This is a genomic window from Streptomyces sp. NPDC037410, from assembly GCF_055602235.1.
Map to the genome: position 1 here is coordinate 163168 of NZ_JBVJWR010000003.1, position 26969 is coordinate 190136.

The following is a 26969-nucleotide window of genomic DNA, read 5'->3' on the forward strand; positions in this document are numbered from 1 at the left end:
GCCGGAGCCGAGGCGGGGACACCGCCCCGGCTCGGCTCCCGTGTCAGACCGCCGGTGCGAGCCCCAGGTGCTCCCGGAGCGTCGTCCCCGCGTACGCCGTCCGGTACACGCCCCGCTCCTGGAGCTCCGGCACGAGCAGGTCGACGATGTCGTCCAGGCCGTCCGGCACCAGATACGGCGAGATGTTGAAGCCGTCGACGGCGCCGTGCCGGGCGAACCGGGCGAACTTCTCCGCCAGCCCGGCCGGGGTGCCGACGTGCCCGCGCTGCGGACCGAGCTCGATGACCGTCTCGCGCAGCGACCAGCCGTTGGCCTCGGCCTTCGCCCGCCACTCGGCCACCGTGTCCAGGGTCTCGCCCAGCTGACGGGTGCCGAACTTCCCGTCGTACGCGGCGACCACCGGATCCTCGGCCGGCAGCGGCCCGTCCGCGTCCCGCCCGGACAGGTCGAAGCCCCACAGCCGGCTCGCGATGCCCAGCGCGACGGCGGGCGTGACCTGCTCCAGGCGGACCCAGCGGGCCTTCTCCTCCGCCTCCTTCTCGGTGGCCCCGATGACGATCTCCGTGCCCGGCAGGATCCGCAGGGCGTCCTCCGGCCGTCCGGCCGCCCGCAGCCGACCCCGGATGTCCTCGGCGAAGGCCAGCGCGTCGTCGAAGTCCGTACCGTGCGCGGAGAAGATCACGTCCGCGTTGCGCGCCGCGAAGTCCCGCCCCTCGCCGGAGTCGCCCGCCTGGAAGATCACCGGATGCCCCTGCGCGCTACGCGGCAGGGTCGGCGCCAGATCGACGTCGAAGTGACCGGTCCGCGACCGTACGCGTCCCACCGCACCCGGCACCGACCAGGACCGGGCCTCGACGGAACCGGCGACGGCGCCGTCCGCCCAGCCGCTCCACACGGCCCGCGCGACCGCGAGGAACTCCTCGGCGCGCCGGTACCGGTCGGCGTGGCCGAGGAAGCCGCCGCGCCGGAAGTTCTCCCCGGTCCAGGCGTTGTGCGTGGTCACCACGTTCCAGCCGGCACGGCCGCCGGAGAGCAGGTCGAGGCCCGCGAGCCGACGGGCCAGGTCGCCGGGCTCGTTGAACGTCGTGTTGGACGTCGAGACGAGACCGATCCGCTCGGTCGCGGCGGCGAGCGCGGAGAGCTGGGTGATCGAGTCCGGGCGGCCGGCGACGTCCAGCTCGTGGATGCCGCCCTCCGACTCGCGCAACCGCAGGCCGTCGCCGAGGAAGAACGCGTCGAAGAGCCCGCGCTCGGCGGTCCTGGCCACCCGCAGGAAGGACGCCGGATCGATCTGGGAGCCGCTGGAGGGGTCCGACCAGATCGTCCAGTGGTTGACGCCCTGGAAGAACACCCCGAAGTGCAGCCGGGCGTCCGGGCGGGGAACGTCGTTCGCGTCGGCGCGGGTCATCGGGTCTCCTCCCGGACGGGCGTGGCGGCACCGTCGGTCGTGAAGCGGCTGAGGGGCCGGGGGAGGCCCAGGGAGGTGCGCAGGGTGGTGCCCGGCAGCGGGCGGGCGGCGAGGCGCCGGGCGAACAGCTCGGGCAGCACGAGACGGGAGAGCACCGCCAGGTCCTCGTCGAGGACGAGCGGTCGAAGGCGCACCCCGTCGACATGCCCCGAGAGCTCTGCCAGAAGGCCCACCAGACCCGCCGCGGGGCCGGTGTACCGCAGCCGGTCCGGGCCGGGTTCCCAGGGGGAGTACCGCTCCAGGTCGGCGATCCGCTCCCGGGCCGACTCACCGGGGGTGTCGAGGGCGACCTCGACCTCGGCGAACGCGAGCGGCGCGCCGGCGGCCCTCGCCGCCCCGCCCGCCTCGGCGGGCGTCGCCCCGCCGACCAGTGCCACGTCGGCGAGACCGGCCGGGACGAGCTCCGGGCGGGCCAGGACCACGGGACGGCCCTGCGGCGGGCGCGGGACGATCGACGGGCCCCTGACGGAGTACGTCTCCCCGGCGAAGTCGATGGCGTGGAGCCGCGACCGGTCCAGATAGCGGCTCGTGGCCACCGACCGGATCACCGCGTCGTCCTCCCACGAGTCCCACAGGTCCCGTACGACACGGAGGCCGTCACGGGCCTCGCGGGCGAGCGCGTCCGCGCCCTCGACGACCGGCCGTCCCCAGGCGCGCGCGGCGGCCGGATCCTCCTCGGTCCCCACCACCCAGCCGGCCCGGCCGGCCGAGACGTGGTCGAGCGAGGCGAGCTGTGAGGAGACGTGGAACGGCTCGGCGTACGTGGTGGCCACGACCGGCGCCACGCCGAGGACGCTCGTCGACGCGGCCACGAACGCGGCCCGCTCCACGGCGCCGATCCGGCCCACGGGACCGGAGCCGCTCGGGGAATCGGGCGGGAGGATCGAGTCCTCCAGGGTGACCAGGGCGAACCCGGCGTTCTCGGCGACGGCCGCCACGCGGGCGAGCCGGCGCGGGGTCAGCAGTTCGCCGGGGGAGTGGGCGGCACGGCGCCACGCGGCCGGATGGGCACCGTCGCCGTCGATCTCGACGGCCAGGTGCAGGGCAGGGCGGGGCATGGGAGTCCTTCCGAACGACAGGGACGCGCGCCGGCACGGCAGCGGTGCGGGGCACGGCTGTACGGGGCCGGGCGACGGGACGTCACGGGACGCGCGGACCCACGCGGGGCGGGGTCAGGCGTGAAGGGAAGGACAGATGGCCGAGGAGGTGCGGCAGAAGTCGACGTGCCGGCGGCAGACCAGGCGGGCACGCGAACGGGCGGGGACGTGCGCGGCGGTGAGCACTGCGAGCACGCGCGCCTCCCCCGGTTCCGGTCCCGTCCGGATGCGCCTCACCTTAGGCAGGCGGCATTCCAGGCTGTCAAGGCCTTCCCGCCCGGCGGGACGGCGGGACGGGGGAGGGGAGTTGGGGTGGAGGCTCGCCGACGGCGGTCCGTCCATCGGCGCCGGGCCGGGCCGGGCCGGGCCGGATCGTGTCGGATCGTGTCGGATCGTGTCGGCATCCCGGCCCGGCGCCCGTGAACCCCGGGGTCCGCTTCCCGTGCCGCCGAGGGCTCAGGCGCGGTGGTGCGGGTTGTCGGCGACGGCTCGGGGGCGGTGGTGCGGGGTTGTCGCCGACGGCTCAGGCGCGGTAGTGCGGGGTGTTCGCCGCCGCCCAGTCGGCCAGCGCCCGCGCGCACTCGGCGACCGACTCGCGCCAGGTGCGGGCCGCGCCGTCACCGGCCTCGTCGCTGACGTGCTTCACGATGCGCAGCGGCACCCCGGCGAGCTCCGCCGCCGCGGCCAGCGCGTACCCCTCCATGTCGACGAGCGGCGCGCGCACCGCGAGCCGGGCGCGGGCGGCCTCGTCCGAGACGAACGTGTCACCGGTGGCCAGGACCACGTCACCGCCGTCCGGCAGCGTCAGCGGGGCCCCGTACGTCTCGCCGGTCAGCGTGGCGAGCAGCTCGCCGTCCAGGTCGTGCTGCACCACGGTGCCGACGACGTGCGTCCCGGTCCAGCCGGGCCGCAGGGCCCCGGCCGTGCCGAGGTTCACGATCCCGGACGGCTTCGGGCCCCGGCCGAGGACGGTCGACAGCGCGGTGGCCGCGTTGACCTTGCCCATGCCGGTGAGCAGGACGGGCAGCTCCGTGTCGAGGAACTGCGCCTCCTCCTTGACGGCGAGGACGAACAGCGGGCGGTCGGCCGTGATCTCTCCCAAGAGTTCCATGGGGGCCACGCTAGTTCGAGGGGGCGCCCCGCGTACAACCGGGCGGGGCTCAGCCCAGTGAGAGACCCTGCTCGGCGAGCGCCTCGCCGAGCACCCGTAGGGCCTTCGGTCCCACGCCGTGCAGGGCGGCGAGCTCGGCGGCGGGCACGCCGGCGAGCTGGGCGAGTCCGGTGTACCCGGCCGCCACGAGCGCGCGGGTCGCGGGCGCGCCGATCCCGCGCGGGAGGTCGGTCTCGGGTCGGTCGGATGCGTCTGCCATGGACCGATCGTGCCACGCTGGGGAGCCGGGAGCCGGGAGCCGGGAGCCGGGAGCCGGGAGCCGGGAGCCGGGAGCCGGTCGACGGCACGGGGCCGGGCGGGGGAGCGGGGCCCCGGCCCTCACACCGGGAGCAGGCGGCCGATCAGCGCCCCCAGCTGGCGGGCGTTCCGGCACGGGCGCATCTCCACGAGCTCGGCGTACGCCGGTGCCACCGAGTCGCCGGTCCCCCAGAGCGAGGGCTGCTCGGGGTTGAGCCAGTGGACCCGTCGGGCACGGTCCGCGATCAGACGGAGCGCCGCGAGATTCGGGTCGGCACCGTTCGTACGGGCGTCGCCGAGGACGAAGACCACCGCGCGCGGGCCGACCGCCTCCGCGTACCGCTCGGCGAACTCCCCGAGCGCCGTCCCGTAGTCGCTCTGCCCGTGCCACCCCGTGAGCTCCGCCTCCGCGAGGATGCGGTCGCCGAGCCCCGCCGGGTCCGCCGCGCCCCTTGCTATCAGCCCGGTCACCTCGTCCACCCGGTTGACGAACGCGAAGACCCGTACCCGGCTGAACTGGTCGTGCAGGGCCTGCACGAGCAGCATCGTTAACTGCGCGAAACCGGCCACCGACCCCGACACGTCGCACAGCAGGACCAGCTCGGGGCGGCGGGGGCGGCGCCGTCGCAGGACCGGCCGCACCGGCACGCCCCCGGTCGACAGCGAGCCGCGCAGGGTCCGCCGCAGATCGATCTCCCCGCGCGCCGCCCGGCGTCGCCGCGCCGCGAGCCGGGTGGCCAGCTTCCGGGCCAGCGGCCGTACCGTACGCCGCAACTCGTCCAGCCGCGCCCGCCCGGCCAGCAGGAAGTCCACGCTGTCCGCCGTCCCCGCGACCGCCCGCCGCGCGACCCGGTCACGGCCCTGCCGCTCGGCGACGCGCCGCCGGGCCTCGGTCCGCACGCGCTCCCGGAAGGCCTCGATCCGGCGCCGGATCTCGTCGTCGAGGAGCCGCTCGGTGAACTCGGGGTCCTCGGCCGTGTCCGCGGCCCGCAGCCGTTCGCGCACCCGGGCGAGCAGCGTCTCGGGGCGCAGCCGGGAGAGCGTCTGGTACGAGGACCAGCCGTCCGACTCCGGACCGGAGCCGTAGCCGCCGAACCCGCCCACCGCCTCGGCGGCCAGCCGGTCGAGCGCGGCGCCGTCACCGGCGGTGAGGGCCTCAGCGAGCCGGTCCCGGAGCGCGGCGAGGCCGGCGGCGGTGCTCCCGGGCGCCTCGGGCGACCCCGGAGCGGCGCCGAGCGGGAAGTACAGGTCGAAGACCTGGTCGAACACCGTCCGCTGGCCCTCTCCGTGGAGCAGGGTCGCCGCCAGCGCCTCCCGGACGCGCTCCCGGTCGGCGAAGCCGACGGCTTCGAGGGCCAGCCCCGCGTCCACGGTCTCACCGGTCCCGATCCCGAACCCGTGCGCACGCAGCGCGGCGACGAGCCCGGCGAGCCGTGCGACGGCCCTGGAGGCGCCGTGCCCGTCCGCCGGGCTTCCCGCAGCCCCGGCCGCGCCCGCCCCGTCCGCCTGGCTTCCCGCAGCCCCGGCCGCGCCCGCCGCGCCCGCCCCGTCCGCCCGGCTCACACCGTGTCCAGGTCGAGCTTGGCCGCCGCCTTCACGATGTCCTCCTGGTGCTTGAGGAGGACGCCGAGGGTCTCCCGTACGACCCGCTCGTCCAGCCGGTCCGCGCCGAGCGCGAGCAGCGTGCGGGCCCAGTCGATCGTCTCCGACACGGACGGCACCTTCCGCAGGTCCATCGCCCGCAGCGCCCCCACGACCCGCACGACGGACGCGGCGAGCGCGGTGTCCAGGCCGGGGACCTTGAGGGTCACGATCCGGCGCTCCAGCTCCTCCTCGGGGAAGCCGATGTGCAGGAAGAGACAGCGGCGGCGCAGCGCCTCGGACAGTTCGCGGCTCGCGTTCGAGGTGAGCACGGTGAACGGCCGTCGCGTCGCGGTGATCGTGCCGAGTTCGGGCACGGTCACCTGGAAGTCGCTGAGGACCTCCAGGAGCAGCCCCTCCACCTCGACGTCGGCCTTGTCGGTCTCGTCGATGAGCAGCACCGTCGGCTCCTCGGACCGGATGGCGGTGAGCAGCGGCCGGGGGAGCAGGAACTCCTCGCCGAAGATGTCCGTCCGCGCCTCGTCCCAGGTCTCGCCCCGCCCCGCCGTGATGCGCAGCAGCTGCTTGGCGTGGTTCCACTCGTACAGCGCGCGGGACTCGTCGACGCCCTCGTAGCACTGCAGCCGGACCAGGCGCGCGCCCGTGACCGCGGTGACGGCCTTGGCGAGCTCCGTCTTGCCGACGCCGGCCGGGCCCTCGACCAGCAGCGGCTTGCCCAGCCGGTCGGCGAGGAAGACGGTGGTGGCGACGGCCGGCGACGCCAGGTAGCCGGTCGTGGCGAGCCGTTCGGCGACGTCGTCGACGGAGGTGAAGAATCCGGTCGTCATGGCTGTCCCCCCGGGAAGCGAAATCTCGTACTGGCCAGTAGCCTCAGCGGTACTTGATCAGATCGGGCACCGGCGCACAACCGTCCCGCGCGTGCTCCGTGCCGCGCGCGGGGCGCCGGGCGCTGGTGCAATGGGGGGACCGGGTGTGGCACCCGGATGCCCGCACGGCGGTGGAGGTGTCGTGACGGAACGGGACGAGGCCCTCCTGACCAGGGCACGCGCCCTTGAACAGGCGATCGCCGAGATCGGCACGACGCTCGACGAGACGACCACCTGCCGCGAACTCGCGGCCCTGCTCGCCCGCCACCTGCACGGTTCCGTCACGGTCGACCTCCTCGACGAACCGGGAGGCCCGATCCGCCGGGTGGCGCTGGCGGGAACGCCCGGCACGGTGGGTGGTGGCAGGGCGCCCGCCGCCGCCATCGACGGCGGGGCCACCAGCGCCGACGCCGACGCGGCTCCCGCGGCCTCCAGCGCCGACGCCGACGGCGACAGGGCTCCCACGGCCTCCAGCGCCGACGCCGACGCGGCCCGCACGGCCTCCAGCCTCGGCGCCGACAGGAGCCCCGGCCTCGCCGTACCCCTCGCCGTCCCCGGTGGGCGCCCCATGGGGACCGTGATCGTCAGGCGGCGCGGCCCCGGGTTCTCCGCCGACGAGATCGCGGTGCTCCAGCACGTGACCCGGCTCGCCGCGCGGCACCTCGGCCACGCCCGCCGGCTCGCCGCCACCGAGGACACCGCCCTCCACCTGCAGCGCGCCCTCGTCGCCGAACCGGGCCGGCCGCACCCCAACCTGGAGGTCGCGGGCAGATATCTCCCGGCGGGCCCGCGCGCTCTCGTGGGCGGCGACTGGTTCGAGACCGTACGCCTCCACTACGGCCGCAGCCTGCTCGTCGTCGGCGACGTGATGGGCCACGGCCTCGACGCGGCCGTCGACATGAACGCCTACCGCGCCGCCCTCCGCGAGGCCGCCTCGACCGATCTGCCGCCGCACCGCGTGCTGCGCCACCTCGACTCGGTGGTGGCCGAGGACGACGCCCGCCGCCCCGCCACCTGCCTGCTCGTCCGGGTCGACCCGGCCCGCGGCACCGCGACCTTCGCCGGCGCCGGGCACCTGCCGCCCGCCGTGTTCGGCGCGGACGGCTCCGTGGAGCTCGTCGACCTCCCGGTGGGGCCGCCGCTGGGCACCGGCGTCGGAGGCTACGAACCCACCACGCGCCCGCTCGGCGCCGGCGAGACCCTGCTGATCTTCACCGACGGCCTCGTCGAACGCCGCGGGGAGGACATCGACATGTCGCTCGCCCGTCTCGCGGCCCTCCGGCTCCCCGCGGACTGCGGCCCCGAGCAGGTCGTCGAAGAGGTGCTCCGTCGCCTCGACGCGCGCCACGCGGAGGACGACGTCGCCGTCCTCGCGGCCCGCGTCCGCACCCGCCCGGAACCGTGACAGCGCGTCACAACCGCCCCACGCGCTGCCGTGACGCACGGTCACACCACCCCCTCCGACGACATGTTTCGCGCCGCCGCGGGATTGTTGCGGCAGGACGCTTGTGCGCGGCCCTCGCGCCCGGCACGCTCCTCGTATGAACACGGCCAGGCATGCCAGTGAACGTCTGATGAGCTGGCCCTCGCTGACCCCCGGCCGCGCCCATTGCGGCGCCGAGCTCGGACTGGGCACCGGGACGCAGGAGATCGTCCACTTCCACGGCGAGCACGAGGCGGACGTCCACCTCACCCGCGCCATGATCGCGAAGCTGCGCCCGGCCCTCCTCGGGTCGAGCGCGGTCCGGCTGCGGGCCGGCTCCGGCTGGGTGACGGTCCGTCTGGACATGGGCTCGGACATCGACCTGCTCGCCACCCTGGTGAGCGCCGCCCTCCAGGCCAGCGGCGTCCCCGACGTGGCCCCGGACGGCTGCACCCGGACCCGCCCGGTCTCCGGCAGCCGCTGAACGACGGCTACGAAGGGAGCGGGAAGAGCATGCAGGTGCTCGTCGCGTGACCGAGGAGCCGGTCCTCCGCGTCGTACAGGCCCGCCTCCGCGAGTGCCGTGCGGCGCCCCTGTGAGAGCACCGTGCCCACGGCCCGGATCTTGCCCGTGTCCATCGTGACCGGGCGGAGGAAGCGGGTCGACAGGTCGAGCGAGGTGTACGCCATGCCCCGCGGGAGCGTGCTGTGCACGGCGCAGCCGGCGGCCGAGTCGAGCAGCGTCGCGTAGACCCCGCCGTGCACGCTCCCGATCGGGTTGTAGTGCTCCTCGCCCGGTTCCATCGCGAACACGGCGCGCCCCGGCTCGACCTCTTCCAGGGTGAAGCCGAGCAGGGCGGCGATCGGCGGCCCGGGCAGTCGGCCCGCCACCATCTCCCGCAGGAAGTCGATGCCCTCCATCGACATCGCGGCCCGCGCGGTGGCCCCGGCGTCCTCCCACTCGACCGTGCGTGACCGCCCCATGACCACTCCACTCCGCTCACCAGCTGACTCTGTACTGCGAAGCTAGCTTCCGTGTCGGCTGACTGTCAACGGCAGAGCCAGGTGGCTACAGTGGGCGGATGAACTGGCTGGAGACGGATACGGAGAACTGCCCGGTCCGCCGCGCACTGGACGTCGTGGGTGAGAAGTGGAGCCTGCTCATCCTGCGCGAGGCCTTCAACGGCGTCCGCCGGTACGACGAGTTCCGCCAGCACCTCGGCCTCTCGGAGGCCGTTCTCGCGGACCGGCTCCGCAAGCTCGTCGCCGCGGGCGTCCTGCGCGGCGAGCCCTACCGCGAACCCGGCGCCCGCACCCGCCACGAGTACCGGCTCACCCGCAAGGGCGTCGACCTCTGGCCCGTGCTCCTCGCCCTCAAGCAGTGGGGCGACACCCACGCCGCCGAGCCCGAGGGCCCGGTCCTCGACATCCGGCACACCGACTGCGGCGCCCCCGTCCGCGTCGTCGTCCAGTGCGAGGGCGAGGAGCGGGCCGTCCTCTCACCCCGCGACGTCACCGTCCGCCCGGGCCCGGCCGCCCGCCCACGCCGCGCCGGCTGACGCCCCACCGCCCTCCGCACCGCGCGGGCTGACGCCCCACCGCCCCCGCACGCGGGCTGACGCCCCACCCCCCCACGCCGGCTGACGCCCCACTGCCCCGCCGCCCCCCTCGCCGCGCCGGCTGACGCCCCACCACACCCCCGCCCGCGCACCTCCGTTCGCCGTACCCGCTCGCGGCACCCGCCGGCCTCATCCGTTCGGCCGCATCCCTGCGATGCGCCGGGGCCCGACCGGGTACCTCACCAGTCATGCCCTCCACACCCGGTCCGCCGCGCCACGGTGCCCCCGACGAACACGGCCACTGGTTCGCGCGGCTCCACGCGCGCGTCCTCGCCTCCTCCGTCGGCCTCGCCTGGAGCCGCGGCCGGGCCATGGAACTCATGCACCGCGCCATGGGCTTCGCGGCGCTCAGCCTGCTCACCCTCGTCCCCCTGCTCATCGTCGTCGCCGCGGCCGACCTCGCGAGCGGCCAGGGCTTCGCCCGCTGGCTCGTCCAGGGCCTCGGCGTCACCGAGGTCTCCCAGGAGGAGGTCGAGCGGCTCTTCGGTCAGCCGGGACAGGCCCTGCAACGCACCACCGCCTTCGGTCTCGCCGCCCTCGCCGCCTTCGGCGTCACCTTCGGGTCCGCCGTACAGACGGGGTACGAGCGGGTCTGGGACCTCCCCACCGCCCGCTGGCACACGATGTGGCGGCACGTCGTCTGGCTCGCCGTCCTCGTCGGCTCCCTGCTGCTCTTCGTCGACTTCCCCGCACGCGAGAAGGCGTCCGCGGGCGTCACCGTCGTCATCGCCCTCGGCGACGTCCTCGGCGCCTTCGTCTTCTTCTGGTGGTCGCAGCGCTTCCTGCTCTGCGGCCGCATCCGCTGGCGCGCCCTCGCTCCCGGCGCCGCCCTCACCGCGCTCGGCCTGCTCGGGCTGCGGATCTTCTCGCAGCTGGTCTTCTCCCCGCTGATCGCCTCGAACGCCGTGACGTACGGCCAGTTCGGCACCGTCCTCGTCCTCCAGTCCTGGCTCGTCGGCGTCGGCTTCGTCGTGTACGGAGGCGCCCTCGCCGGGCGCCTCGTCCACGAGCACCTCGTCCGCCGCCGCATGCGGCGCCTGCTGTGACCCCTACTGGTCCCGGCGCCGCACCGCGAGGACCGTCACCACGGCCCCGCCCAGCGCCCACAGCGCGAACACCAGCCACGCGCCGCCCGCCGACCACGGGAACAGCTGGGGGGCGGCCGGTCCCGCGTCCCCGAGCCGCTGCCAGGCGTGCAGCGGTGTCGCGTGCGCGAGGACCGCGCTCAAGTGGCGCCGGTCCGTGAGCACCGCGGGCAGCAGCAGGAGCAGGACGAACGCGCCGACGACCGAGACCGCGCTCTTCCGCAGCAGTGCGCCGACCGCCATCCCGGCCACCGCGCACACGGGAGCGAGGAGGGCCGAGGCCACGACGATGCGCAGCGCCCCCGGGTGGGTGATCGGCAGCCCGATGTCCCGGGCCGACAGCATCGCCTGCGTCGACCAGAACGACCCGAACGCGACCACGGCTCCGAAGAGGACCTGCACCACGGTGACGACGAGGACCTTCGCCGCCATGAGCGAGCCCCGGGCCGGTACCGCCGTGAACGTCGTACGGATCAGGCCGCTGCTGTACTCGCCGACCACCGCGACCGCGCCCATGGCGGCCGAGGCGAGGATCAGGACCAGCGCCGCGTTGTACGTGAAGGCGTCCCACAGCGCCATGTCGTTCGCCATGAAGTCGGCCCGGCTCGCGGCGTCGTACTGGAGCCAGTAGCGGTAGTGGTCCCAGGCCGTACCGAAGTTGAAGGCGACGACGGCGAGCGCGCCGAGCAGCAGCGACCAGCCCGTCGAGCGCAGCGACCACAGCTTCAGCCATTCCGACCCCACCAGGTCACGGAAACGGGCACGGGGCTCCACCACGGAGGCCACGGGAACATCGAGGGTCGTCATCGGGCGTCTCCTGCCAGGTACTCGACGCTGTCGGCGGTCAGTTCCATGAACGCCTCCTCCAGGGAGGCCGTACGGGTGGTGAGCTGGTCGAGCAGCACCCGGTGCGCCAGGGCCAGTTCGCCGATGCGGGCCGCCGAGAGGCCGGTCACCGTCAGCAGACCGCCCTCCTCCTCGACCTCCGCCCCTTCCTCAAGCAGCAGCGCCGTCAGGCCCGCCCGGTCCGGCGTGCCGACCGTCACGCTCAGGCGCCTGCCCCGCGCGGCGAACGCGGACAGGCTCTCCGCCGCGATCAGCGCGCCCCGGCCGATGACGACCAGCTCGTCCGCCGTGTGTTCCATCTCCGTCATCAGATGACTCGACACGAAGACCGTGCGGCCCTCCGCGGCCAGCCGCCGGAACAGGCCCCGCACCCACTTCACGCCCTCCGGGTCGAGGCCGTTCAGCGGCTCGTCGAACAGCAGCACCGGCGGGTCGCCGAGCAACGCGCCGGCGATGCCGAGCCGCTGCCGCATGCCCAGCGAGTACCCGCCGATCCGGCGCCCGGCCGCCCCCGCAAGGCCGACCTCCTCAAGGACCTCGCCGACCCGGGAGACGGGGATGCGGTTGCTGCGCGCCAGGACCGCCAGATGCGCCCGCGCGGTCCGGCCCCCGTGCACGTCCCCGGCGTCGAGGAGCGCGCCGACGTGCCGCAGGCCGCGCGGGCGGTCCGTGAAGGGCCGCCCGTCGACCGTCACCGACCCGCTGGTCGGCGCGTGCAGGCCGAGGATCATCCGCAACGTGGTGCTCTTGCCCGAGCCGTTGGGCCCGAGGAAGCCGGTGACCCGGCCCGGCCGGACGGTGAAGGTGAGCGCGTCGACGGCGGTCGTGGCGCCGTAGCGCTTGGTGAGTTCCCTTACTTCGATCATGGGCACCACCGTGCCGCCCGGGCCCCGCTCCGGGCATCGGACCAGCACGGACAATCGCCCGGGGGCCCTGTCACCCCAGGTCGTACACCCCCGGTCCGATGCCCGCGCCGGGGACAGCCCTCTACGATCACCGCATGTCCGCCACCCCGTCAGCACCGTTCCCCCGAAGGGTCACACCCGGCGGCTGGGTCGCGCTCGCCTGGCTCGCGGGCCTCCTCTTCACCGCCCTCCTGCGCATGCGGCTGCCCGGCCAGGAGAGCGCGGAGGTGTTCCCCGGCGTGGTGTTCCTCCGCTGGGACGGCATCATCATGCTGGCCGTCGCCACCGGTCTCGCGCTGCGCGGCAGCGCTCTCCTGACCCGCCGCCCGACGGCCGCCCTCGTGTACCTCTTCGCCGCCGCGGTCGTCGGCTGCACCCCGCTGGGTGTCATGGCCATCCCCTTCGCCCAGTACCTCTCGATCGACGTCGCCCTGTACGTCATCGCCGCCGGCCGGCCGCCCCGCGAGGCGAACCGGGCGCTCGCGCTGTCCCTCGGCGTCCTCGCCGGCTATCTGGGGGTCCGTCTCCTGGCGGGCTGGAGCGTCGGTACCACGACGGAACTGGCCGTGGCCCTCACCGCCGCCGTCTCCTGGCTCCTCGGCCGCTCCGCAGGGCAGACGCGGGCACACGCCGCACAGACCCGCGCCCGGGCCGCCGAGCAGGCCGTCACCGGCGAACGCCTCAGGATCGCCCGCGAGATGCACGACACGGTCGCCCACAGCATCGGCATCGTCGCCCTCCAGGCCGGCGCCGCCCGGCGTGTCATCGAGACCCAGCCGGAGGCGGCCCGCCAGGCCCTCTCCGAGATCGAGACGGCGAGCCGCGAGACCCTCGCCGGCCTGCGCCGGATGGTCGGCGCCCTGCGCACGGAGGACCCGGAGACGACGGTCGCATCCGAGCCGGATCCGGCCGCCGCCGGCCGCCCCGCTGCCCCCGACGGGCTTCCGGGGCTCCCCGAGATGCCCGGTCTCGCCGCCCTCGACCGGCTCGCGGAGCTCACCGGGAACGCCGGCGTCCGGGTCGCCGTCCGCAGGGCCGGCGCCCCGTGCCCGATCCCTCCGGACATCGACCTCTCGGCCTTCCGGATCGTCCAGGAGTCCGTCACCAACGTCGTACGGCACTCGGGCGCCGACTCCTGCACGGTCACCGTGGACCAACGCGACCCCGAGACCCTCGCCGTCACCGTCGAGGACCGCGGCCCCGTCCCCGGCCACGCGCGCGTGAGCACCGGCCCCGGCTCCGGGTACGGCCTGACCGGGATGCGGGAGCGCGTCGCCGTGCTGCACGGAGAGTTCAGCGCGGGACCCCGCCCCGGCGGCGGCTTCCGCGTCACCGCCCGCCTTCCCCTCCCCACTGGAGTCACCACCCGATGAGCCAGACCACCACCGGGCAGCCGGTCCGCGTCGTCCTCGCCGACGACCAGCCCCTCGTCCGCACCGCGCTCCGGATGGTCATCACCGACACGACGGACCTCGTCGTGGTCGGCGAGGCCGCGAACGGCGCCGAGGCCGTCCGTCTCGTCGAGGAGACCGGCGCGGACGTCGCCGTCATGGACCTGCGGATGCCGGGAACGGACGGCATCGAGGCCACCCGCATCATCACCGAGGGGCCCACCGGGGCCCGCGTCGTCGTCCTCACCACCTTCGACGACGACGACCACGTGTACGCGGCGCTCCACGCGGGCGCGTCCGGATTCCTCGTCAAGGACATGGCCCTGGACGACATCCTGGCCGCCGTCCGCGTCGTCGCCTCCGGCGACGCCCTCATCGCGCCCAGCGTCACCCGGCGCCTCATCAAGGAGTTCACCGACCGCCCCAGGACCGCGCCCGCCGCACCGCGCCGCCGCGCCGAGGGCATCACCGACCGCGAGCGCGAGGTCCTCACCCTCGTCGGACGCGGCCTCTCCAACACCGAGATCGCCGGCACGCTCCACATCAGCATCGCCACCGCGAAGACCTACGTGACCCGGCTGCTCGCCAAGCTGGACGCCCGCGACCGCGTCCAGCTCGTGATCATCGCGTACGAGGCGGGCCTGGTCTCCGCCGTCTGACGGTCCGGCGGCGCTCACACGATCCGGTGATCCACTCGCGAGCCGCCGGCCCGCCCGCCCCGGACCGCTTGGATGGAGGCGACCCATCCGGTCCGTCGAGAGAGAGCCGCCCATGGCGAACACCTGGCTGCCGCCCGCCGAGTACGTCGACACGCTGCCGAGAGCGACGGCGTACGCCTGCCTCTACTTCACCGACACCGCCGGCCGCCCCTTGCAGCTGCGGGCCACCTATCCGACGGAGCCGTGGCAGTGGCCCGGCGGCAATATGGACCCGGGGGAGACCCCCTGGGAGACCGCGGTGCGCGAGTGCCAGGAGGAGACCGGGCTCGTCTTCACCGGCGAGCCGCGGCTCCTCGCGGCCCACTTCGTCACGCACCGGGGCGCGGACTGGCCGGCCAACCACATCGGCTTCATCTTCGACGGGGGCGAGCTGACGGACGAGCAGATCGCCTCCGTCGTCCTCGACCCGGAGGAGCACAGCGAGTACCGCCTGCGGACCCTGGACGAATGGGAGCGGGAGATGAACCCGCGCGAGTTCGCCCGCCTCGCCGAGATCGACCGGGCGCGGAGGAACGGCCACACCGTGTACGTGGAGACCGGCCCCACCGGAACGTGACGGTGGGGCCCGTCCGCCGGGACGGGCCCCACCCGTGCGCGCTCAGGCGCGGCAGCCCGCCATCGGGTGGGCGATGTCGACGACGAAGCGCTCCGGCGAGTGCAGCCGGAAGGTCTTGAAGTCGGGCTTGGTGTCGAAGGCGGCTCCGATGGTGACCACGCCCTCGAAGTCGCCGGTCAGAGCGACCCCCTTGAGCGCGGGCAGATAGATCTTCAGCAGCCGGGGGCCGTGGTAGACGGACCGGCCGGCGTCGTCGTGGGCGGTCGCGGGGGAGAGCTTGATCTCCAGGAAGTGCTTCCCCGCGAGCGGGACCCTGTTTCCCGATCCGTCGTAGTGCAGTGAACGGACCTGATGGACGGTGACCGGGGGCATGGCGCCCCGGACGTCGATCACGAGCCGGTCGAAGGTGGCGTGGCCGCCCCAGCGGACGTTGACGACCTGGGCCGTGGCCGGGGTCGAGGCGCTCAGGGCAGGGGCGTTGGCGGCGCCTGCCGGGATCGTGGCGCCGATCCCGGCGGTCAGCAGGATTCCCGCGGCGACGGCCGCGAGGGTGTGGCGGTGAAGCATGACGTCCCCCAATTTTCTGCTGCTCCGGGGACAGGGGTGTCACTGGCAGAGACAACCACCACCACGATACGGTTCCACCCGTTCTGCGGTATATAGGGTAAAAAGTTCCCATGTGCTGGAGTGCGACCGCCGACCTCTGGGCGGGTCTCGGGATCGGCGCCGTCGGCGTCGCCTCCCTCGCCTCCGTACGCCGCCCCGGGGACGTCCCGCTCGCCGCCCTGCCCCTGCTCCTCGGCGCCCACCAGGTCGTGGAGGCGGCCGTCTGGCACGCAGGCGGCGGCACCGGGCCCGCCACCCTCGCCTGGGCCGCGATCGCCCTTCCCCTGCTGCCCCTCTGGGTGTCGCTGGGCGTCCTAACCGCCGCCCGCCCCGCCGACCGTCCACGCCTGCGCGTACCGCTCGCCGCCGGCCTCGTGACCGCCGCCGTCCTCGCGTACCGCCTCGCCGTCCACCCCGCCGCGGCCGAGGTCCGCGGCCACACCCTCGGCTACGCCGTCGACCTGCCGTACGCCCCGCTCGTCCTCGCCGGATACCTGCTCGCCACCGTCGGAGCGCTGCTCCTCGCCCGCGACCGGCTCCTGCGGAGCCTCGGGCTCGTCGTCGGCCTCGGAGCGGTCGTCTGCGCCCTCGTGTGGCGCACCGCGTTCGTGTCGACCTGGTGCGCCCTCGCGGCGGCTGCCTCGCTGCTGCTGTTCGCCTGGGTACGCGGGCGGCGGCGGCCGGTGGCGGCCGTATACGGATCCGCGGCCGGCCGGCCGTAACCCGACGGCCTCTCAGCAGTTGACCAGGGCATGAAGAAGCGCAGCATGCTCGCCATCGCCTCCCTCGCCGCAGGCGTCGTCACCGCCATCATCACCCCGCCGCCGCAGGCCAACGCCGCCGAGAACCCCCTGGCGGGCACCACGGGCCTCCTCCAGGAGGACCAGACCGCGACCGTCCTCCACGAGACCGTCCAGGGCGCCGAGGGCGCCCTCCAGAACCAGCAGGCCGGCGGGCTGCTCTGACCTCGTGTCCCAGGTGGCGACCGGTGCCCCGCGTTCCCGGGCGGAACGCGGGGCACCGGCACGCCGTGACCCGGGAGGAGGTGGCCCGTGCGCGCGCCGTACGTGAGTAATGACAGGATGTCCCCATGAGCAACGAGAACGTTTACTTCGAGATCAACATCAACGGCGAGTCCGCGGGCCGCATCACCTTCAAGCTGTTCGACGACGTCGTCCCGAAGACGGCCAAGAACTTCCGCGAGCTCTGCACCGGCGAGCACGGCTTCGGCTACGCCGGTTCCCCGTTCCACCGCGTCATCCCGGCGTTCATGCTCCAGGGCGGTGACTTCACCCGCGGCAACGGCACCGGCGGCAAGAGCATCTACGGCGAGAAGTTCGCCGACGAGAACTTCACGCTGAAGCACGACCGCCCGTTCCTCCTGTCGATGGCCAACGCGGGCAAGAACACCAACGGTTCGCAGTTCTTCATCACCACGATCGTCACCGACTGGCTCGACGGCAAGCACGTCGTCTTCGGCGAGGTCGTCGAGGGCCAGGACCTGGTCAAGAAGATCGAGGGCCTCGGCTCCTCCTCCGGCGCCACCAAGGCCAAGATCGAGATTGCCGAGTCCGGCATCGTGAAGGCCTGAACGCCTTCCTGAGCTGAGCGGAGGGCCCGGAGCCCCCTGCTCGCACCCGGACGGGGCGGGGAACGCGGTCCATCGGACGCGCGTCCCCGCCTCCGCCGTGTGACGCCCGGCCTCCGGGGCCTCAGACGAAGGCCGGCGCGTTCGGCCTCCGAGGCCTCAGACGAAGGCCGGCGCGTTCCGTTCCGCCCGGGCCGCTCACTCCTTCTCGCCGAACCGGCGCTCGAACTTGGCGATCCGGCCCTCGGAGTCCACGGTCCGCGCCGTGCCCGTGTAGAACGGGTGGCTCTCGGAGGAGATCTCGACGTCGATCACGGGGTACGTGTTGCCGTCGTCCCACTCGATGGTCCGGTCGCTGGTCGCGGTGGACCGGGTCAGAAACGCGTACCCCGCCGAGCGGTCGCGGAACACCACGGGGCCGTACTCGGGCTGCTTGTCCTGCTGCACGTGTCCTCCTCGGGCTGCCGCCCTGACTCGTCCGGCCTGATCGGCACGGCACTCCCAGCCTCCCCGGACAGCCGTCCCCCGACCAGCGCCACGGGACCGACCGGGTGAAACCCCCCGGCCCGCGGGGAGGGCTCAGTCGCCGTCCGCCCACCGCGCCGCGAGCAGCAGCGCGATGTCGTCCGGCCGGGACGTGGCCGCCCTGGCCTCCCGGATCAGCCGGTCGGCCGTCTCCGCGAGCGCCAGCGAACCCGTCGCGGCGAAGGCGCGGCTCAGCCGCTCGATCCCCTCGTCGATGTCGCGGCCCGGCCGCTCGATCAGACCGTCCGTGAACAAAGCCAGGACGTCACCCGGAGCCAGCCTCAGCCGTGTCACCGGGTACGACGCCTGCGCGTCGACCCCGAGGACCATCCCGCCCGCCAGCTCCACCTGCTCCGTCGTGCCGTCCGGCCGCCGCAGCAGCGGCTGCGGATGCCCCGCCCGCACCGCCCGCGCCTCACCCGTCTCGGGGTCGAGCAGTACGTAGCAGCAGCTCGCGAACTGCCCCGGGTCCAGATCGATCAGGAGCCGGTTGGTGCCGCGCATCACGTCCTGCGGCCGATGGCCCCCCAGCGCGAACGCCCGGACGGCGCTGCGCAGCTGACCCATGGTGGCCGCGGCCGCCACCCCGTGCCCCTGCACGTCGCCGATCACCAGGGCGAGCCGCCCGTGACCGGTCTCGATCACGTCGTACCAGTCGCCGCCCACGTCCATGCCCTGCGTGCCCGGCAGGTAGCGGCCCACCGTCTCCACCCCCTCCCGCACCGGCAGCCGGTGCGGGAGCAGGGCGTCCTGCAGACCGCGCGCGACCGCGGACTCCGTGTCGTACCGCTGCGCCCGCTCCAGGGCCTGCGCGATCAGCCCGGCGAGCGCCGTGAGGACGGTCCGTTCCTCCGGACTGAACCCGCGCGGCGAGTCGAAGCCGAGGATGCAGGAGCCCACCGGCCGGCCCGAGGCGATCAGGGGAAGGAAGGCCCGCGCGCCCGAGTGCGCGTCCATCGGGAGATCCGGATACGCCCGCCCCAGCTGCTCCATGGACTCGAAGAAGAGCGGCCTGCCGGTCGTCAGGGTCTCCACGCCCGGCACCCGGGCGTCCAGGGCGACTCCGTCGAAGGGTTCGAGGAACCCCGGTGGGAAGCCCGTCTCCCAGGCCAGATAGAGCCGCCGGTCGCTCAGCAGATAGATCGCCAGCTGCCGGCCGCCGAACGCCGGCAGCAGCTCCTCCGTCACCACCGCCGACACCTGGCGCGCCGTCACCGCCTCGGAGAGCGCGATCGCCAGGGCCACCGGCCGGTACAGCGCCGCCGCCCGGTCGCCGGGCTCCGTCAGGACGTCGTCCGTCCGCCGGCGGCCGCGCGCGGCTCCACGGGCGACCGGCACCGGTTCCTCCTCCGGGACCAGCACCATCGTCACCCCGTCCCGGCCGGGGTAGAGCGAGACCGACAGCCAGTGGCCGCGCTCCGGGCGGGCGAGGAAGCGCACCGGGTCACCGGAGAGCAGCGCGGCGCGCAGCTGCTCCTCGTGGAAGGGGTGACCGAACCAGGGCAGCGCGTCCCACAGCGGCCGCCCCGCCAGCACCCGGCGCGGCCGGCCCAGCAGGTGCTCCGTCTGCTCGTTGACATAGGTGACGCGGCCCAGCCGGTCGACGGCCAGAATGGCCCGCGGCAGCCGGTCCGTGGCGTCCGAGCCGACCAGACCCGTACCGAGGTCCACGAGCGTGCCCTCCAGTCGCGCGCCGCCCGCGGGCCCCGTCCCCGGTGCGGCCCGCCGCGCCCGCGTGGACACCTCGAGGAGGTGGAGGCCGCCGTCCGGCCCCCTCAGACGGATCCTGCGGACCGACGGCCGCCCGTCCGACCCCGTCGCCTGCCGGGCCGCCGCCCACAGCGCGTACCCGTCCTCGGGGTCCAGGAGGGATGTCAGCGCCTCGATCGAGCAGGGCGAGGAGACCTCCGCCCCGAGGACGGCCACGAGCCCGTCGTCCAGCGTGACCGTGCCGGTCTCCAGGTCCCAGGTGAACGAGCCGAAGCGGACCGGCGGACCCGAACCGGTCGGCAACTGCACGCAGACCGGGTCCCCGGGCCACTCGACCTCCGTCCCCTGCCGTGTCAGACCGGCCAGGGTCTCGCCGAGGCGGAGCGCGCACCGGGTCATCCGGTTCCGGTCCCGTGCGTCCACCGGAACCCCCGGGGTCGGCGCCCGCAGCGCCACGAGCACCCCGAAGCGCTCACGGCCGGCGACCACCGGGGCGTACAGCGAGGCGAAGGGGAACGGCAGGCTCGCCACCAGCTGGGGGAAGCGCCGCATGGCCTCCTCGACGTCGGCGAGATGGACCGACTGCCCGGAGCGGTGCACCTCCGCGACGGGGAACGGCCGGTTCGCGTGCATCCGCCACCACGGACGGAACAGCGGCCCCGGCAGTCCCACCAGGACCGCGAGCCGCAGCAGACCCGGGGTGCCGGAACGCAGGTACACCCCGCCCGCGTAACCGCCGATCTCCTCCACCGCCGCGAGGGCCGCCTCCGCGAGTGCCCATGTCAGGGCGCCGGAGACAGGCCCGATAGCGGCTTCGCTCCCGGGCGGACTCCCGGTGCCGCCCACCGGGCCGGGGCCGGGCGCGCCGTGCGAGGTCACACAGCCAGCATGCCCCCGACGCGAAAGCACCCGCATCCCGGGCCCGTGACGCCCGGGTGCCGGGGCCCGGCGCACTGCCGGTCCGGGAGGCGCGTACCGCCGTCCCGGACCCGGCACGCTCCCACGCGCCCCTCCCGACGGTGTTGACCCCACGCGCCCGCACCGTCACACTCGGTCGTCGACCGTCGCCATCGGCGTGCGGCGGCACCTCGCGAGCAGGGGGCACGATGACGGGCCAGGTTCTTCCGTACGACGTACACGGCGAAGGCCCCGGGAGGGCCCTCGTGCTGCACAACTGGTTCGGCGACCGCACCAGCTTCGCCCCGCTGCGCGCCCATCTGGACGGTGCCGTCGGCACGTACGCCTTCGTCGACTGCCGGGGCTACGGCGACGCCCTCGACCACGCGGGCGCTTACACGATGGAGGAGGTCGCGGCCGACGCCCTCGCGGTCGCCGACGAGCTCGGCTGGGACTCCTTCTCCGTCATCGGCCACTCGATGGGCGGCAAGGCGGCCCAGCTGATGCTCCTCGACGCCCCCGACCGGGTCCGTTCGATCGTCGGCATCTCACCGGTCTCCGCGGCCGGCTTCCCGCTCGACGGGGACACCTGGGAGCTCTTCGCCGGGGCCGCCGACGAACCGGCCAACCGGCGCGCGATCATCGACAACACCACCGGCGGGCGCTACGACGACGCGTGGCTGAGCGCGCTCGTCGACCGCTCCGTCACCCGCTCCTCCGCGACGGCCTTCCGCGCCTACCTGGACTCCTGGTCCCGCACCGACTTCCACGAGCGCGTCCGTGACAACCCCACGCCCGTCCTGCTCGTCGTCGGCGCCCACGACCCCGCGCTGGGCAGCGAGGCGATGGAGGCCACGTGGCTGCGCTGGTACCCCAACGCCCGCCTCGAAGTCCTCAAGGACGCCGGTCACTACGCCCCCGAGGAGACCCCGCAGGCCCTCGCCGAGGCCATCGAGGCCTTCCTCGGCGCCTGATCGCCGACGTCGGCTCCGGCCCTGACGCGTCTACCCTGGAGGGACGGGCAGGGGACGGGGCACTCCGTTCCTCCCCGGGCCCGAGCCGCGCACCAGCGGAAGGGCGGCGGACCATGTTCTTCAGCGATCGTACGGACGCGGGGCGCCAGCTCGCCGCCCGGCTCGACCACCTCAAGGGCCATGACGTCGTGGTCCTCGGGCTCCCGCGGGGCGGCGTGCCGGTCGCGGCGGAGGTCGCGGACGCCCTCGACGCGCCGCTCGACATCTGTCTCGTACGGAAGCTGGGTGTGCCGCACCAGCCGGAGCTCGCGATGGGTGCGCTCGGGGAGGGCGGCGTGCGGGTGCTCAACGAGCGGGTGCTGCGGGAGGCCCGGGTGAGCGAGCGCGACCTCGCCGCGGTGGAGGAGCGGGAGCACACCGAGCTCGACCAGCGCGGCCGCCGCTACCGGGGCAGCCGGCCCTCCGTGCCCCTCGACGGGCGGACGGTCGTCGTGGTCGACGACGGGCTGGCCACGGGGGCGACGGCGCTGGCGGCCTGCCGGGTGGTACGGGCCAGGGGCGCCGCCCGGATCGTGCTCGCCGTGCCGGTGGCGCCGAAGGGTTGGACGGCCCGCGTCGGCGGCGAGGCCGACGAGACCGTCAGCGTGCACGCCCCGGAGCTGTTCTTCGCGATCGGGCAGTTCTACCGGGACTTCTCGCAGACCCCGGACGCCGAGGTCATCGACTGCCTGGACCGGAACAGGGCAGCGCGGGACCCCGTCGTGCAGGACACGGACGTACGGATCCCGGTCGACGGCGTCACCCTCAGCGGGCGGCTCGCGGTGCCCGAGGGCGCGGCCGGCATCGTCCTGTTCGCCCACGGCAGCGGCAGCAGTCGCCACAGCCCGCGGAACCGGGCCGTGGCCGCCGAGCTCAACCGGGCGGGTCTCGGGACGCTGCTCTTCGACCTGCTGACCGAGTCGGAGGCGGTGGACCGGGCGCACGTCTTCGACACCCCGCTCCTGGCCGGGCGGCTCGCCGGGGCCACGGACTGGCTCGCCGGGCGGCCCGAGAGCACGGGGCTGCCGCTCGGGTACTTCGGTGCGAGCACGGGCGCGGCCGCCGCGCTGTGGGCGGCCGCCGATCCCGAGTCCCCGGTGAGTGCCGTCGTCTCGCGCGGCGGCCGGCCGGACCTGGCCGCCGACCACCTGGCCCGGGTGCGTGCCCCGACGCTCCTGGTGGTGGGCGGCGCCGACGCGATGGTCCTGGACCTCAACCGGCGGGCCCTCGCGCTGTTGCAGTGCGAGAACCGGCTCGCCGTGGTGGGCGGCGCCGGCCACCTCTTCGAGGAGCCGGGCGCCCTGGAGGAGGTGGCGGACCTCGCCACCTCCTGGTTCGCCGAGCACTTCCGGCGGGAGGGGATCAGTACGCCGAGTTGACGTTGTCGATGGAGCCGTAGCGGTCGGCCGCGTAGTTGCAGGCGGCGGTGATGTTGGCGACCGGGTCGAACAGGTCCAGCGAGGTGCCGGGCACGTGGTAGGCGAGGAAGGTCGGCTCGATGACCTGGAGCAGGCCCTTCGAGGGGGTGCCGGCGACCGCGTTGGAGTCCCAGAGGTTGATGGCCTGGGGGTTGCCGGACGACTCGCGCATGACGTTGCGGTAGATGCCGTCGTAGGAGCCGGGGATGCCGTGCTGGCCCATGATGGCCAGCGACTCACGGATCCAGCCGTCGAGGTTGTCGGCGTAGTTCGTCGCGGCGGCGGGAGCAGCCTTGACGGCGGCGGGGGCGGCGACGGCCGGAACGGCCGCGGCGGCGGAGGAGCCCGTCCCGGCGGCGACGGCAGGCGTGGCCGGCTTCGTCTTCGCCTTCGCGGGGGCGGCCTTCACGGAATCCCGACGAATCGTCAGTTCGAGACCGGGGCGAATGAGTGACGGATTGTCACCCACGACGCTCTTGTTGGCGTGGTAAAGGCTCTTCCAGCCGCCGTGAATTCCCTTCTTGTGGGCGATCAGGGAAAGCGAGTCACCGCTCACGACGGTGTACGTGTGCGCGGTGGCCGGGGTGGCGGGAGCCTTGGCCGCGACCGGAGCGGCGACGGACTGTACGGCGATCTCCGGGGCGCCGGACACGGGTGCGGCGTCGGCGACGGCCGGGGCGACGAGCGGCAGGGCGAGTGCGGCGCCACCCGTGCCGACCAGGGCGAGACGGCGGGAGATCGGGCCGCGGCGGTGACGGCGGTGCTTACCGTGAGCAGGCATGACGGTTTCCTCTCCGGCGCCTGCGGGGTGAGCTGTCGGGTTCGGACGGGAGATGTCCGGCCGCGCGCACGCGGCTGCACCCCGAGCCGTTCCGGAATCCGGACCGGCGTATTCGTGGGTCCCCCGCTCCTGCCGTCGGGTGAAAAGGGAGTTTTACCGAGCGGCGGCAGGATTGGGCGTTCCGCTCGAATGGAGGTGACCGTAGGCCAGTAATGCGACGGATAACAAGGGGAGTGGTTCTCGGGTCCCGGGAAATGGATCACGGAATTCGGGGAATTCAAGATCGATGCCGCGCGGGAGGCGTCGAACTTCCTTGCCCGGTATGGGGCGGGAGAGGGGGCGGCCGGATTGCCTGGTCGCCTGAGTGAGTCGCGTCACCCGGACCGCAATGTCCTATATGGTGCGTAATTCCGTTCGTGAGTAAATGGGGGGAAATTGCCTTGGGTGGGGCGTTCGTCGAGGGGGGATGGGGTGATGTGGGTGTGAGTGTGGGTGACACTCCGCGCGGGGGTAAAAGTCGCAAAACCGACATTTGTCTTGAACGATGGAGTCAGTCGACCCAGGAGACATCCCCATGCCGCCCTCCACCGCCCTGCTCAGCCCCGACGCCCTCGACCGCGAGGCGGCCGCCCTCTTCGAGACCGCCGCCTGGCAGCGGATCGTCACGGACTGGACCGCCGCCGAGGAGTCGCCGCCCGCGGAGGAGGGCTGGCGGAAGCTGCTGAGCGTGCCGGTCGACCGGCTCGTGGCAGATGCGCTGGCCGCCCTGCCGCCGGAGCTGCCCGCCGAGCGCCGGATCCCGGGACGGCTCGGAGCCGTACTGCCGGACCGGCTGCACACCTGGCGCCGCATCGGCCAGGCCGACCTCCGCCCCTCGGTGCACCTCGGCTACGCACGCCTCGTGCTGACGGAGTGGGGCTGGCAGAACGCCCCGTACAAGCTGCGCGACGCACGGGGCGCCCGGTGCGTCTGCGGTGCCCTCCTCGCCGCCCACCGCCTCGGCTACGGCAGCGCGGAGACCATGAACGAGGCGGCCGCCTGGATCATGACCGAGCTCCGGGCGCGCGGCTGGCGGGAGCTGATCGGGCCGTGGAACCGGGCCCCCGGCCGTACGGCCGCCGACGCGGTGGCCCTCCTCGACGCCACGGTCCGGCGCGCGGCCGAGGCCGGCTGCTGAGGTGGCGCCGGGGCCGGCCGCTGACGTGACGCCGGGGCCGGCCGCTGACGTCGCACCGGGGGCCGGGCGGGGGCGGCGCGGCCGCCGCCCGGCTCCGCGGGATCAGCCGCTGACGCTGGCGGCTCCGGTCTCGATGTGGCCGGTGTACCGGCGCGACCAGGTGCCGTCGATGTCGGCCAGGATCGTGAAGTCGTACCAGCCGTCGTTGTACGCCACCGCGTTGAAGTAGTCCTCGCGGCTGGAGTTCGCCGGCACCGTGTACGTCCACGGGCCGTCCGAGCGGTAGGCGTTCGAGCGGATCGTGAAGGTGACGGGCCCGGCCGAGGTGTTGGTCATCTTGAACCACAGGGCCGTCTTGCCCGTACCCGACTCCGGTGCGTACCGGGCGGCCACCTCGATCGCCTTGCCCGCCTTGGAGGCGTCCCCGATGAAGCGGCGCAGGAAGCGGTTGGGGCCCATCATCGAGATGTCGTACTTCCCCGAGCCCGAGCCGAGGCCGATGTTGAAGTAGTCGGTGGCCGTGTCGCCGGGGTCGACGGTGTACTGCCAGGCGGCGGTGTCCCGGTACTGGTGGGGGTGGATCGAGAAGTGCGCCGACCGCCTGGCCTCGGCCCCCTGGTTCGTCATCGAGAACCAGGCGAGGATCTTGCCCGCGGCGCCGAACTCGAAGCGGTCGAGGTTGCCGTTCACCTGGTACGGCAGGGAGCGCGCCGGGCGGGTGCCGGACTCCTGCGCGGGCAGCGCGTTGTTCTGCGGGGCCGGGTTCGGCAGCGGGCCGCAGGTCGCCTGCCCGATCACCTTCGCCGTGGAGGGAAGGCCGGCAGGCACTCCGTACACCGGGTTGGCGAAGTCGAAGACCCCGGTCAGGTCGCCGGTGACCTTCCGCCGCCAGGCGCTGATGTTGGGGCAGGTCGCCGGGGTGCCGAGCGCCGCCGTCCAGCTCTCCATGAAGCGCAGCACGGAGGTGTGGTCGAAGACCTCGGAGCTCACCCAGCCTCCGCGAGTCCACGGGGACATGACAATCATCGGGACGCGGAAGCCCAGGCCGATCGGCACGCCGTCGATGTACTCGCCCGCGGTGCCCGGAGGGGCGACCGGCGGGGGCACGTGGTCGAAGAAGCCGTCGTTCTCGTCGTAGTTGAGGAAGAGCACCGTGGAGTCGAACACCTCGGCGTCGGCGGCCAGCGCGCGGTAGACGAGGTCGACGAAGTGGGCGCCGTCGCCCGGCGGGGCGTACGGGTGCTCCGAGAAGGCCTCGCTCGCGACCACCCACGACACCTGCGGCAGGGTCCCCGCGACGACGTCGGCGCGGATCGCCGCGGCGATGTCGTCCGGCGTCGAGCCCGTCACCTTCGGGACCGAGCCCATGCCCCGGTCGTACAGCGGGTCCCCGGGCCGCGCGTCCGTGAACTTCTTGAAGTACGCGAGGCCGTTGTCGCCGTAGTTGTCCTGGGCGTTCTGGTAGACCTTCCAGCTCACCCCGGCGCGCTGCAGCGCCTCGGCGTACGACTCCCAGGTGAGGCCCGACTCGTCGCCCCCGTCCTTGCTGGACGCGTCGACCTTCCCGCTCCACAGGAAGGTGCGGTTGGGGCCCGTGGCGCTCAGCGTCGAGCAGAAGTACGCGTCGCAGATCGTGTAGTTGTCGGCGAGCGCGTAGTGGAAGGGAATGTCCCCGCGGTCGAGGTGGCCGAGCGACCGGGTGTTGCCCACGCCCGTGACCCAGTTGTCGAGGCGGCCCTTGTTCCAGGCGGCGTGCTGCGAGGTCCAGCTGTGCGGCAGGTCGCCGTTGCACTGCGCGAGGGTCTCGCCGTCGACGCCGCCGGCGGACGGGGTGTCGCTGAGCTTCCAGGGGTACTGGCGGCCGCCCCAGTTGGGCTGGTTGAACATGCCCCAGCCGCCGGGGATGTTGCCGGCGGCGCGGTCGCCGAAGCCCCGGACGCCCTTCAAGGTGCCGAAGTAGTGGTCGAAGCTGCGGTTCTCCTGCATGAGGATCACCACGTGCTTGACGTCCGCGAGGGTGCCGGTCGCGCTGCTCGCGGCGGCGGACGCCCGGAGCGGCGGCAGTGCGGCTCCCGCCATGAGCCCCGCGCCGATCCCGACGAATCCCCTGCGGCTGATGGGAATCATGCCCCGCCCTTCCTGTCACGGTGTGCCCCAGCGGCACGTCGGAGACATGATGGGGGAGGGCAGCTTAAAGGTATACAGCCGCGCGGTAATTACTGTGTGAATACGCGGAGGACCGTAGGCGCCGGGCCCTGAATTGGTTCATC

General features: G+C 74.0%; 27 protein-coding genes and 1 riboswitch. Of the genes, 13 read left to right on the top strand and 14 right to left on the bottom strand.

The features are described from left to right. Positions 1-43: 43 nt before the first annotated feature. From ACZ7HT_RS06130 to ACZ7HT_RS06155, 6 genes are all read right to left on the bottom strand, one after another. Positions 44-1408, bottom strand: a complete 1365-nt coding sequence (locus ACZ7HT_RS06130) for an NtaA/DmoA family FMN-dependent monooxygenase (RefSeq protein WP_471160416.1) — start codon at positions 1406-1408, stop codon at positions 44-46. Beyond that, on the bottom strand, positions 1405-2526 hold the full coding sequence (locus ACZ7HT_RS06135) for an LLM class flavin-dependent oxidoreductase (protein ID WP_471160419.1): 1122 nt from the start codon (positions 2524-2526) through the stop codon (positions 1405-1407). The genes ACZ7HT_RS06130 and ACZ7HT_RS06135 overlap by 4 nt, the downstream gene beginning before the upstream one ends. A gap of 562 nt (positions 2527-3088) precedes the next feature. Next, complete coding sequence (locus tag ACZ7HT_RS06140; RefSeq protein ID WP_471160422.1) at positions 3089-3676, bottom strand: nucleosidase; 588 nt, start codon at positions 3674-3676, stop codon at positions 3089-3091. 49 nt (positions 3677-3725) lie between these two features. Then, the gene (locus tag ACZ7HT_RS06145; RefSeq protein ID WP_471160425.1) at positions 3726-3935 is read right to left on the bottom strand and encodes a helix-hairpin-helix domain-containing protein; all 210 of its coding nucleotides are present in this window, start codon (positions 3933-3935) and stop codon (positions 3726-3728) included. A 119-nt stretch (positions 3936-4054) separates the two neighbouring features. Beyond that, entirely contained in the window at positions 4055-5383 is a 1329-nt protein-coding gene (locus ACZ7HT_RS06150; protein WP_471161102.1) for a VWA domain-containing protein, read from the bottom strand. Positions 5384-5532: 149 nt separating this feature from the next. Beyond that, complete coding sequence (locus tag ACZ7HT_RS06155; protein ID WP_471160428.1) at positions 5533-6402, bottom strand: AAA family ATPase; 870 nt, start codon at positions 6400-6402, stop codon at positions 5533-5535. A 181-nt stretch (positions 6403-6583) separates the two neighbouring features. On the opposite strand from ACZ7HT_RS06155, the gene ACZ7HT_RS06160 reads away from it, so the two are divergent. Together ACZ7HT_RS06160 and ACZ7HT_RS06165 are read left to right on the top strand one after the other, a co-directional pair. Further along, a complete protein-coding gene (locus ACZ7HT_RS06160) occupies positions 6584-7846 on the top strand; it encodes a PP2C family protein-serine/threonine phosphatase (protein ID WP_471160431.1) in 1263 nt (420 codons plus the stop codon). Between the two features lie 136 nt (positions 7847-7982). Then, positions 7983-8348, top strand: coding sequence for a luciferase domain-containing protein (locus ACZ7HT_RS06165; protein ID WP_471160434.1), 366 nt, complete (start codon positions 7983-7985; stop codon positions 8346-8348). A 7-nt stretch (positions 8349-8355) separates the two neighbouring features. Here ACZ7HT_RS06165 and ACZ7HT_RS06170 read toward each other — a convergent pair whose 3' ends face one another. Further along, complete coding sequence (locus ACZ7HT_RS06170) at positions 8356-8847, bottom strand: PaaI family thioesterase (protein ID WP_471160437.1); 492 nt, start codon at positions 8845-8847, stop codon at positions 8356-8358. A 98-nt stretch (positions 8848-8945) separates the two neighbouring features. On the opposite strand from ACZ7HT_RS06170, the gene ACZ7HT_RS06175 reads away from it, so the two are divergent. Both ACZ7HT_RS06175 and ACZ7HT_RS06180 read left to right on the top strand, forming a co-directional pair. Then, positions 8946-9422, top strand: coding sequence for a winged helix-turn-helix transcriptional regulator (locus tag ACZ7HT_RS06175; RefSeq protein WP_471160440.1), 477 nt, complete (start codon positions 8946-8948; stop codon positions 9420-9422). A gap of 248 nt (positions 9423-9670) precedes the next feature. Next, entirely contained in the window at positions 9671-10528 is an 858-nt protein-coding gene (locus tag ACZ7HT_RS06180) for a YhjD/YihY/BrkB family envelope integrity protein (RefSeq protein ID WP_471160443.1), read from the top strand. Positions 10529-10531: 3 nt separating this feature from the next. Here ACZ7HT_RS06180 and ACZ7HT_RS06185 read toward each other — a convergent pair whose 3' ends face one another. Together ACZ7HT_RS06185 and ACZ7HT_RS06190 are read right to left on the bottom strand one after the other, a co-directional pair. Beyond that, positions 10532-11374, bottom strand: coding sequence for an ABC transporter permease (locus tag ACZ7HT_RS06185; RefSeq protein WP_471160446.1), 843 nt, complete (start codon positions 11372-11374; stop codon positions 10532-10534). Next, complete coding sequence (locus ACZ7HT_RS06190; RefSeq protein ID WP_471160449.1) at positions 11371-12279, bottom strand: ABC transporter ATP-binding protein; 909 nt, start codon at positions 12277-12279, stop codon at positions 11371-11373. The genes ACZ7HT_RS06185 and ACZ7HT_RS06190 overlap by 4 nt, the downstream gene beginning before the upstream one ends. A gap of 134 nt (positions 12280-12413) precedes the next feature. Between ACZ7HT_RS06190 and ACZ7HT_RS06195 the strand changes: the two genes are divergently transcribed. From ACZ7HT_RS06195 to ACZ7HT_RS06205, 3 genes are all read left to right on the top strand, one after another. Continuing rightward, positions 12414-13691, top strand: coding sequence for a sensor histidine kinase (locus ACZ7HT_RS06195; RefSeq protein ID WP_471160451.1), 1278 nt, complete (start codon positions 12414-12416; stop codon positions 13689-13691). Then, positions 13688-14368 carry a response regulator gene (locus ACZ7HT_RS06200; protein WP_471160454.1) on the top strand — a complete coding sequence of 227 codons (681 nt, stop codon included), beginning with the start codon at positions 13688-13690 and terminating at the stop codon, positions 14366-14368. The genes ACZ7HT_RS06195 and ACZ7HT_RS06200 overlap by 4 nt, the downstream gene beginning before the upstream one ends. A gap of 112 nt (positions 14369-14480) precedes the next feature. Next, the gene (locus ACZ7HT_RS06205) at positions 14481-14984 is read left to right on the top strand and encodes an NUDIX domain-containing protein (RefSeq protein WP_471160457.1); all 504 of its coding nucleotides are present in this window, start codon (positions 14481-14483) and stop codon (positions 14982-14984) included. Positions 14985-15026: 42 nt separating this feature from the next. On the opposite strand, the gene ACZ7HT_RS06210 is transcribed toward ACZ7HT_RS06205, so the two are convergent. Further along, the gene (locus ACZ7HT_RS06210) at positions 15027-15551 is read right to left on the bottom strand and encodes an AMIN-like domain-containing (lipo)protein (protein WP_471160460.1); all 525 of its coding nucleotides are present in this window, start codon (positions 15549-15551) and stop codon (positions 15027-15029) included. Between the two features lie 110 nt (positions 15552-15661). Between ACZ7HT_RS06210 and ACZ7HT_RS06215 the strand changes: the two genes are divergently transcribed. The 3 genes from ACZ7HT_RS06215 to ACZ7HT_RS06225 all read left to right on the top strand — a co-directional run bounded on the left by ACZ7HT_RS06215 (position 15662) and on the right by ACZ7HT_RS06225 (position 17181). Further along, positions 15662-16312, top strand: a complete 651-nt coding sequence (locus tag ACZ7HT_RS06215; protein WP_471160462.1) for a DUF6629 family protein — start codon at positions 15662-15664, stop codon at positions 16310-16312. Between the two features lie 30 nt (positions 16313-16342). Then, complete coding sequence (locus ACZ7HT_RS06220) at positions 16343-16555, top strand: hypothetical protein (protein ID WP_471160465.1); 213 nt, start codon at positions 16343-16345, stop codon at positions 16553-16555. 125 nt (positions 16556-16680) lie between these two features. Further along, on the top strand, positions 16681-17181 hold the full coding sequence (locus tag ACZ7HT_RS06225) for a peptidylprolyl isomerase (RefSeq protein ID WP_471160468.1): 501 nt from the start codon (positions 16681-16683) through the stop codon (positions 17179-17181). 195 nt (positions 17182-17376) lie between these two features. On the opposite strand, the gene ACZ7HT_RS06230 is transcribed toward ACZ7HT_RS06225, so the two are convergent. Next, complete coding sequence (locus ACZ7HT_RS06230) at positions 17377-17625, bottom strand: type B 50S ribosomal protein L31 (protein ID WP_116164369.1); 249 nt, start codon at positions 17623-17625, stop codon at positions 17377-17379. A 132-nt stretch (positions 17626-17757) separates the two neighbouring features. After that, positions 17758-20292: a SpoIIE family protein phosphatase gene (locus tag ACZ7HT_RS06235; RefSeq protein ID WP_471160471.1), complete on the bottom strand. Its 2535-nt coding sequence runs from the start codon at positions 20290-20292 to the stop codon at positions 17758-17760. 227 nt (positions 20293-20519) lie between these two features. Here ACZ7HT_RS06235 and ACZ7HT_RS06240 point away from each other — a divergent pair, with 227 nt between their 5' ends. Together ACZ7HT_RS06240 and ACZ7HT_RS06245 are read left to right on the top strand one after the other, a co-directional pair. Continuing rightward, positions 20520-21284 carry an alpha/beta fold hydrolase gene (locus tag ACZ7HT_RS06240; protein WP_471160474.1) on the top strand — a complete coding sequence of 255 codons (765 nt, stop codon included), beginning with the start codon at positions 20520-20522 and terminating at the stop codon, positions 21282-21284. Positions 21285-21397: 113 nt separating this feature from the next. After that, entirely contained in the window at positions 21398-22702 is a 1305-nt protein-coding gene (locus tag ACZ7HT_RS06245) for a phosphoribosyltransferase family protein (RefSeq protein WP_471160476.1), read from the top strand. Here the strand turns inward: ACZ7HT_RS06245 and ACZ7HT_RS06250 are convergent. After that, positions 22686-23522 (bottom strand): LysM peptidoglycan-binding domain-containing protein, encoded by an 837-nt coding sequence (locus ACZ7HT_RS06250; protein WP_471160479.1) that lies wholly within the window; start codon positions 23520-23522, stop codon positions 22686-22688. The genes ACZ7HT_RS06245 and ACZ7HT_RS06250 overlap by 17 nt on opposite strands. 2 nt (positions 23523-23524) lie before the next feature. Then, positions 23525-23683: riboswitch (cyclic di-AMP (ydaO/yuaA leader) on the bottom strand. A 413-nt stretch (positions 23684-24096) separates the two neighbouring features. Here ACZ7HT_RS06250 and ACZ7HT_RS06255 point away from each other — a divergent pair. After that, positions 24097-24699, top strand: a complete 603-nt coding sequence (locus ACZ7HT_RS06255; protein WP_471160482.1) for a DUF6197 family protein — start codon at positions 24097-24099, stop codon at positions 24697-24699. A 102-nt stretch (positions 24700-24801) separates the two neighbouring features. Here ACZ7HT_RS06255 and ACZ7HT_RS06260 read toward each other — a convergent pair whose 3' ends face one another. Further along, on the bottom strand, positions 24802-26826 hold the full coding sequence (locus ACZ7HT_RS06260; protein WP_471160485.1) for a phosphocholine-specific phospholipase C: 2025 nt from the start codon (positions 26824-26826) through the stop codon (positions 24802-24804). Between the last annotated feature and the right edge of the window lie 143 nt (positions 26827-26969).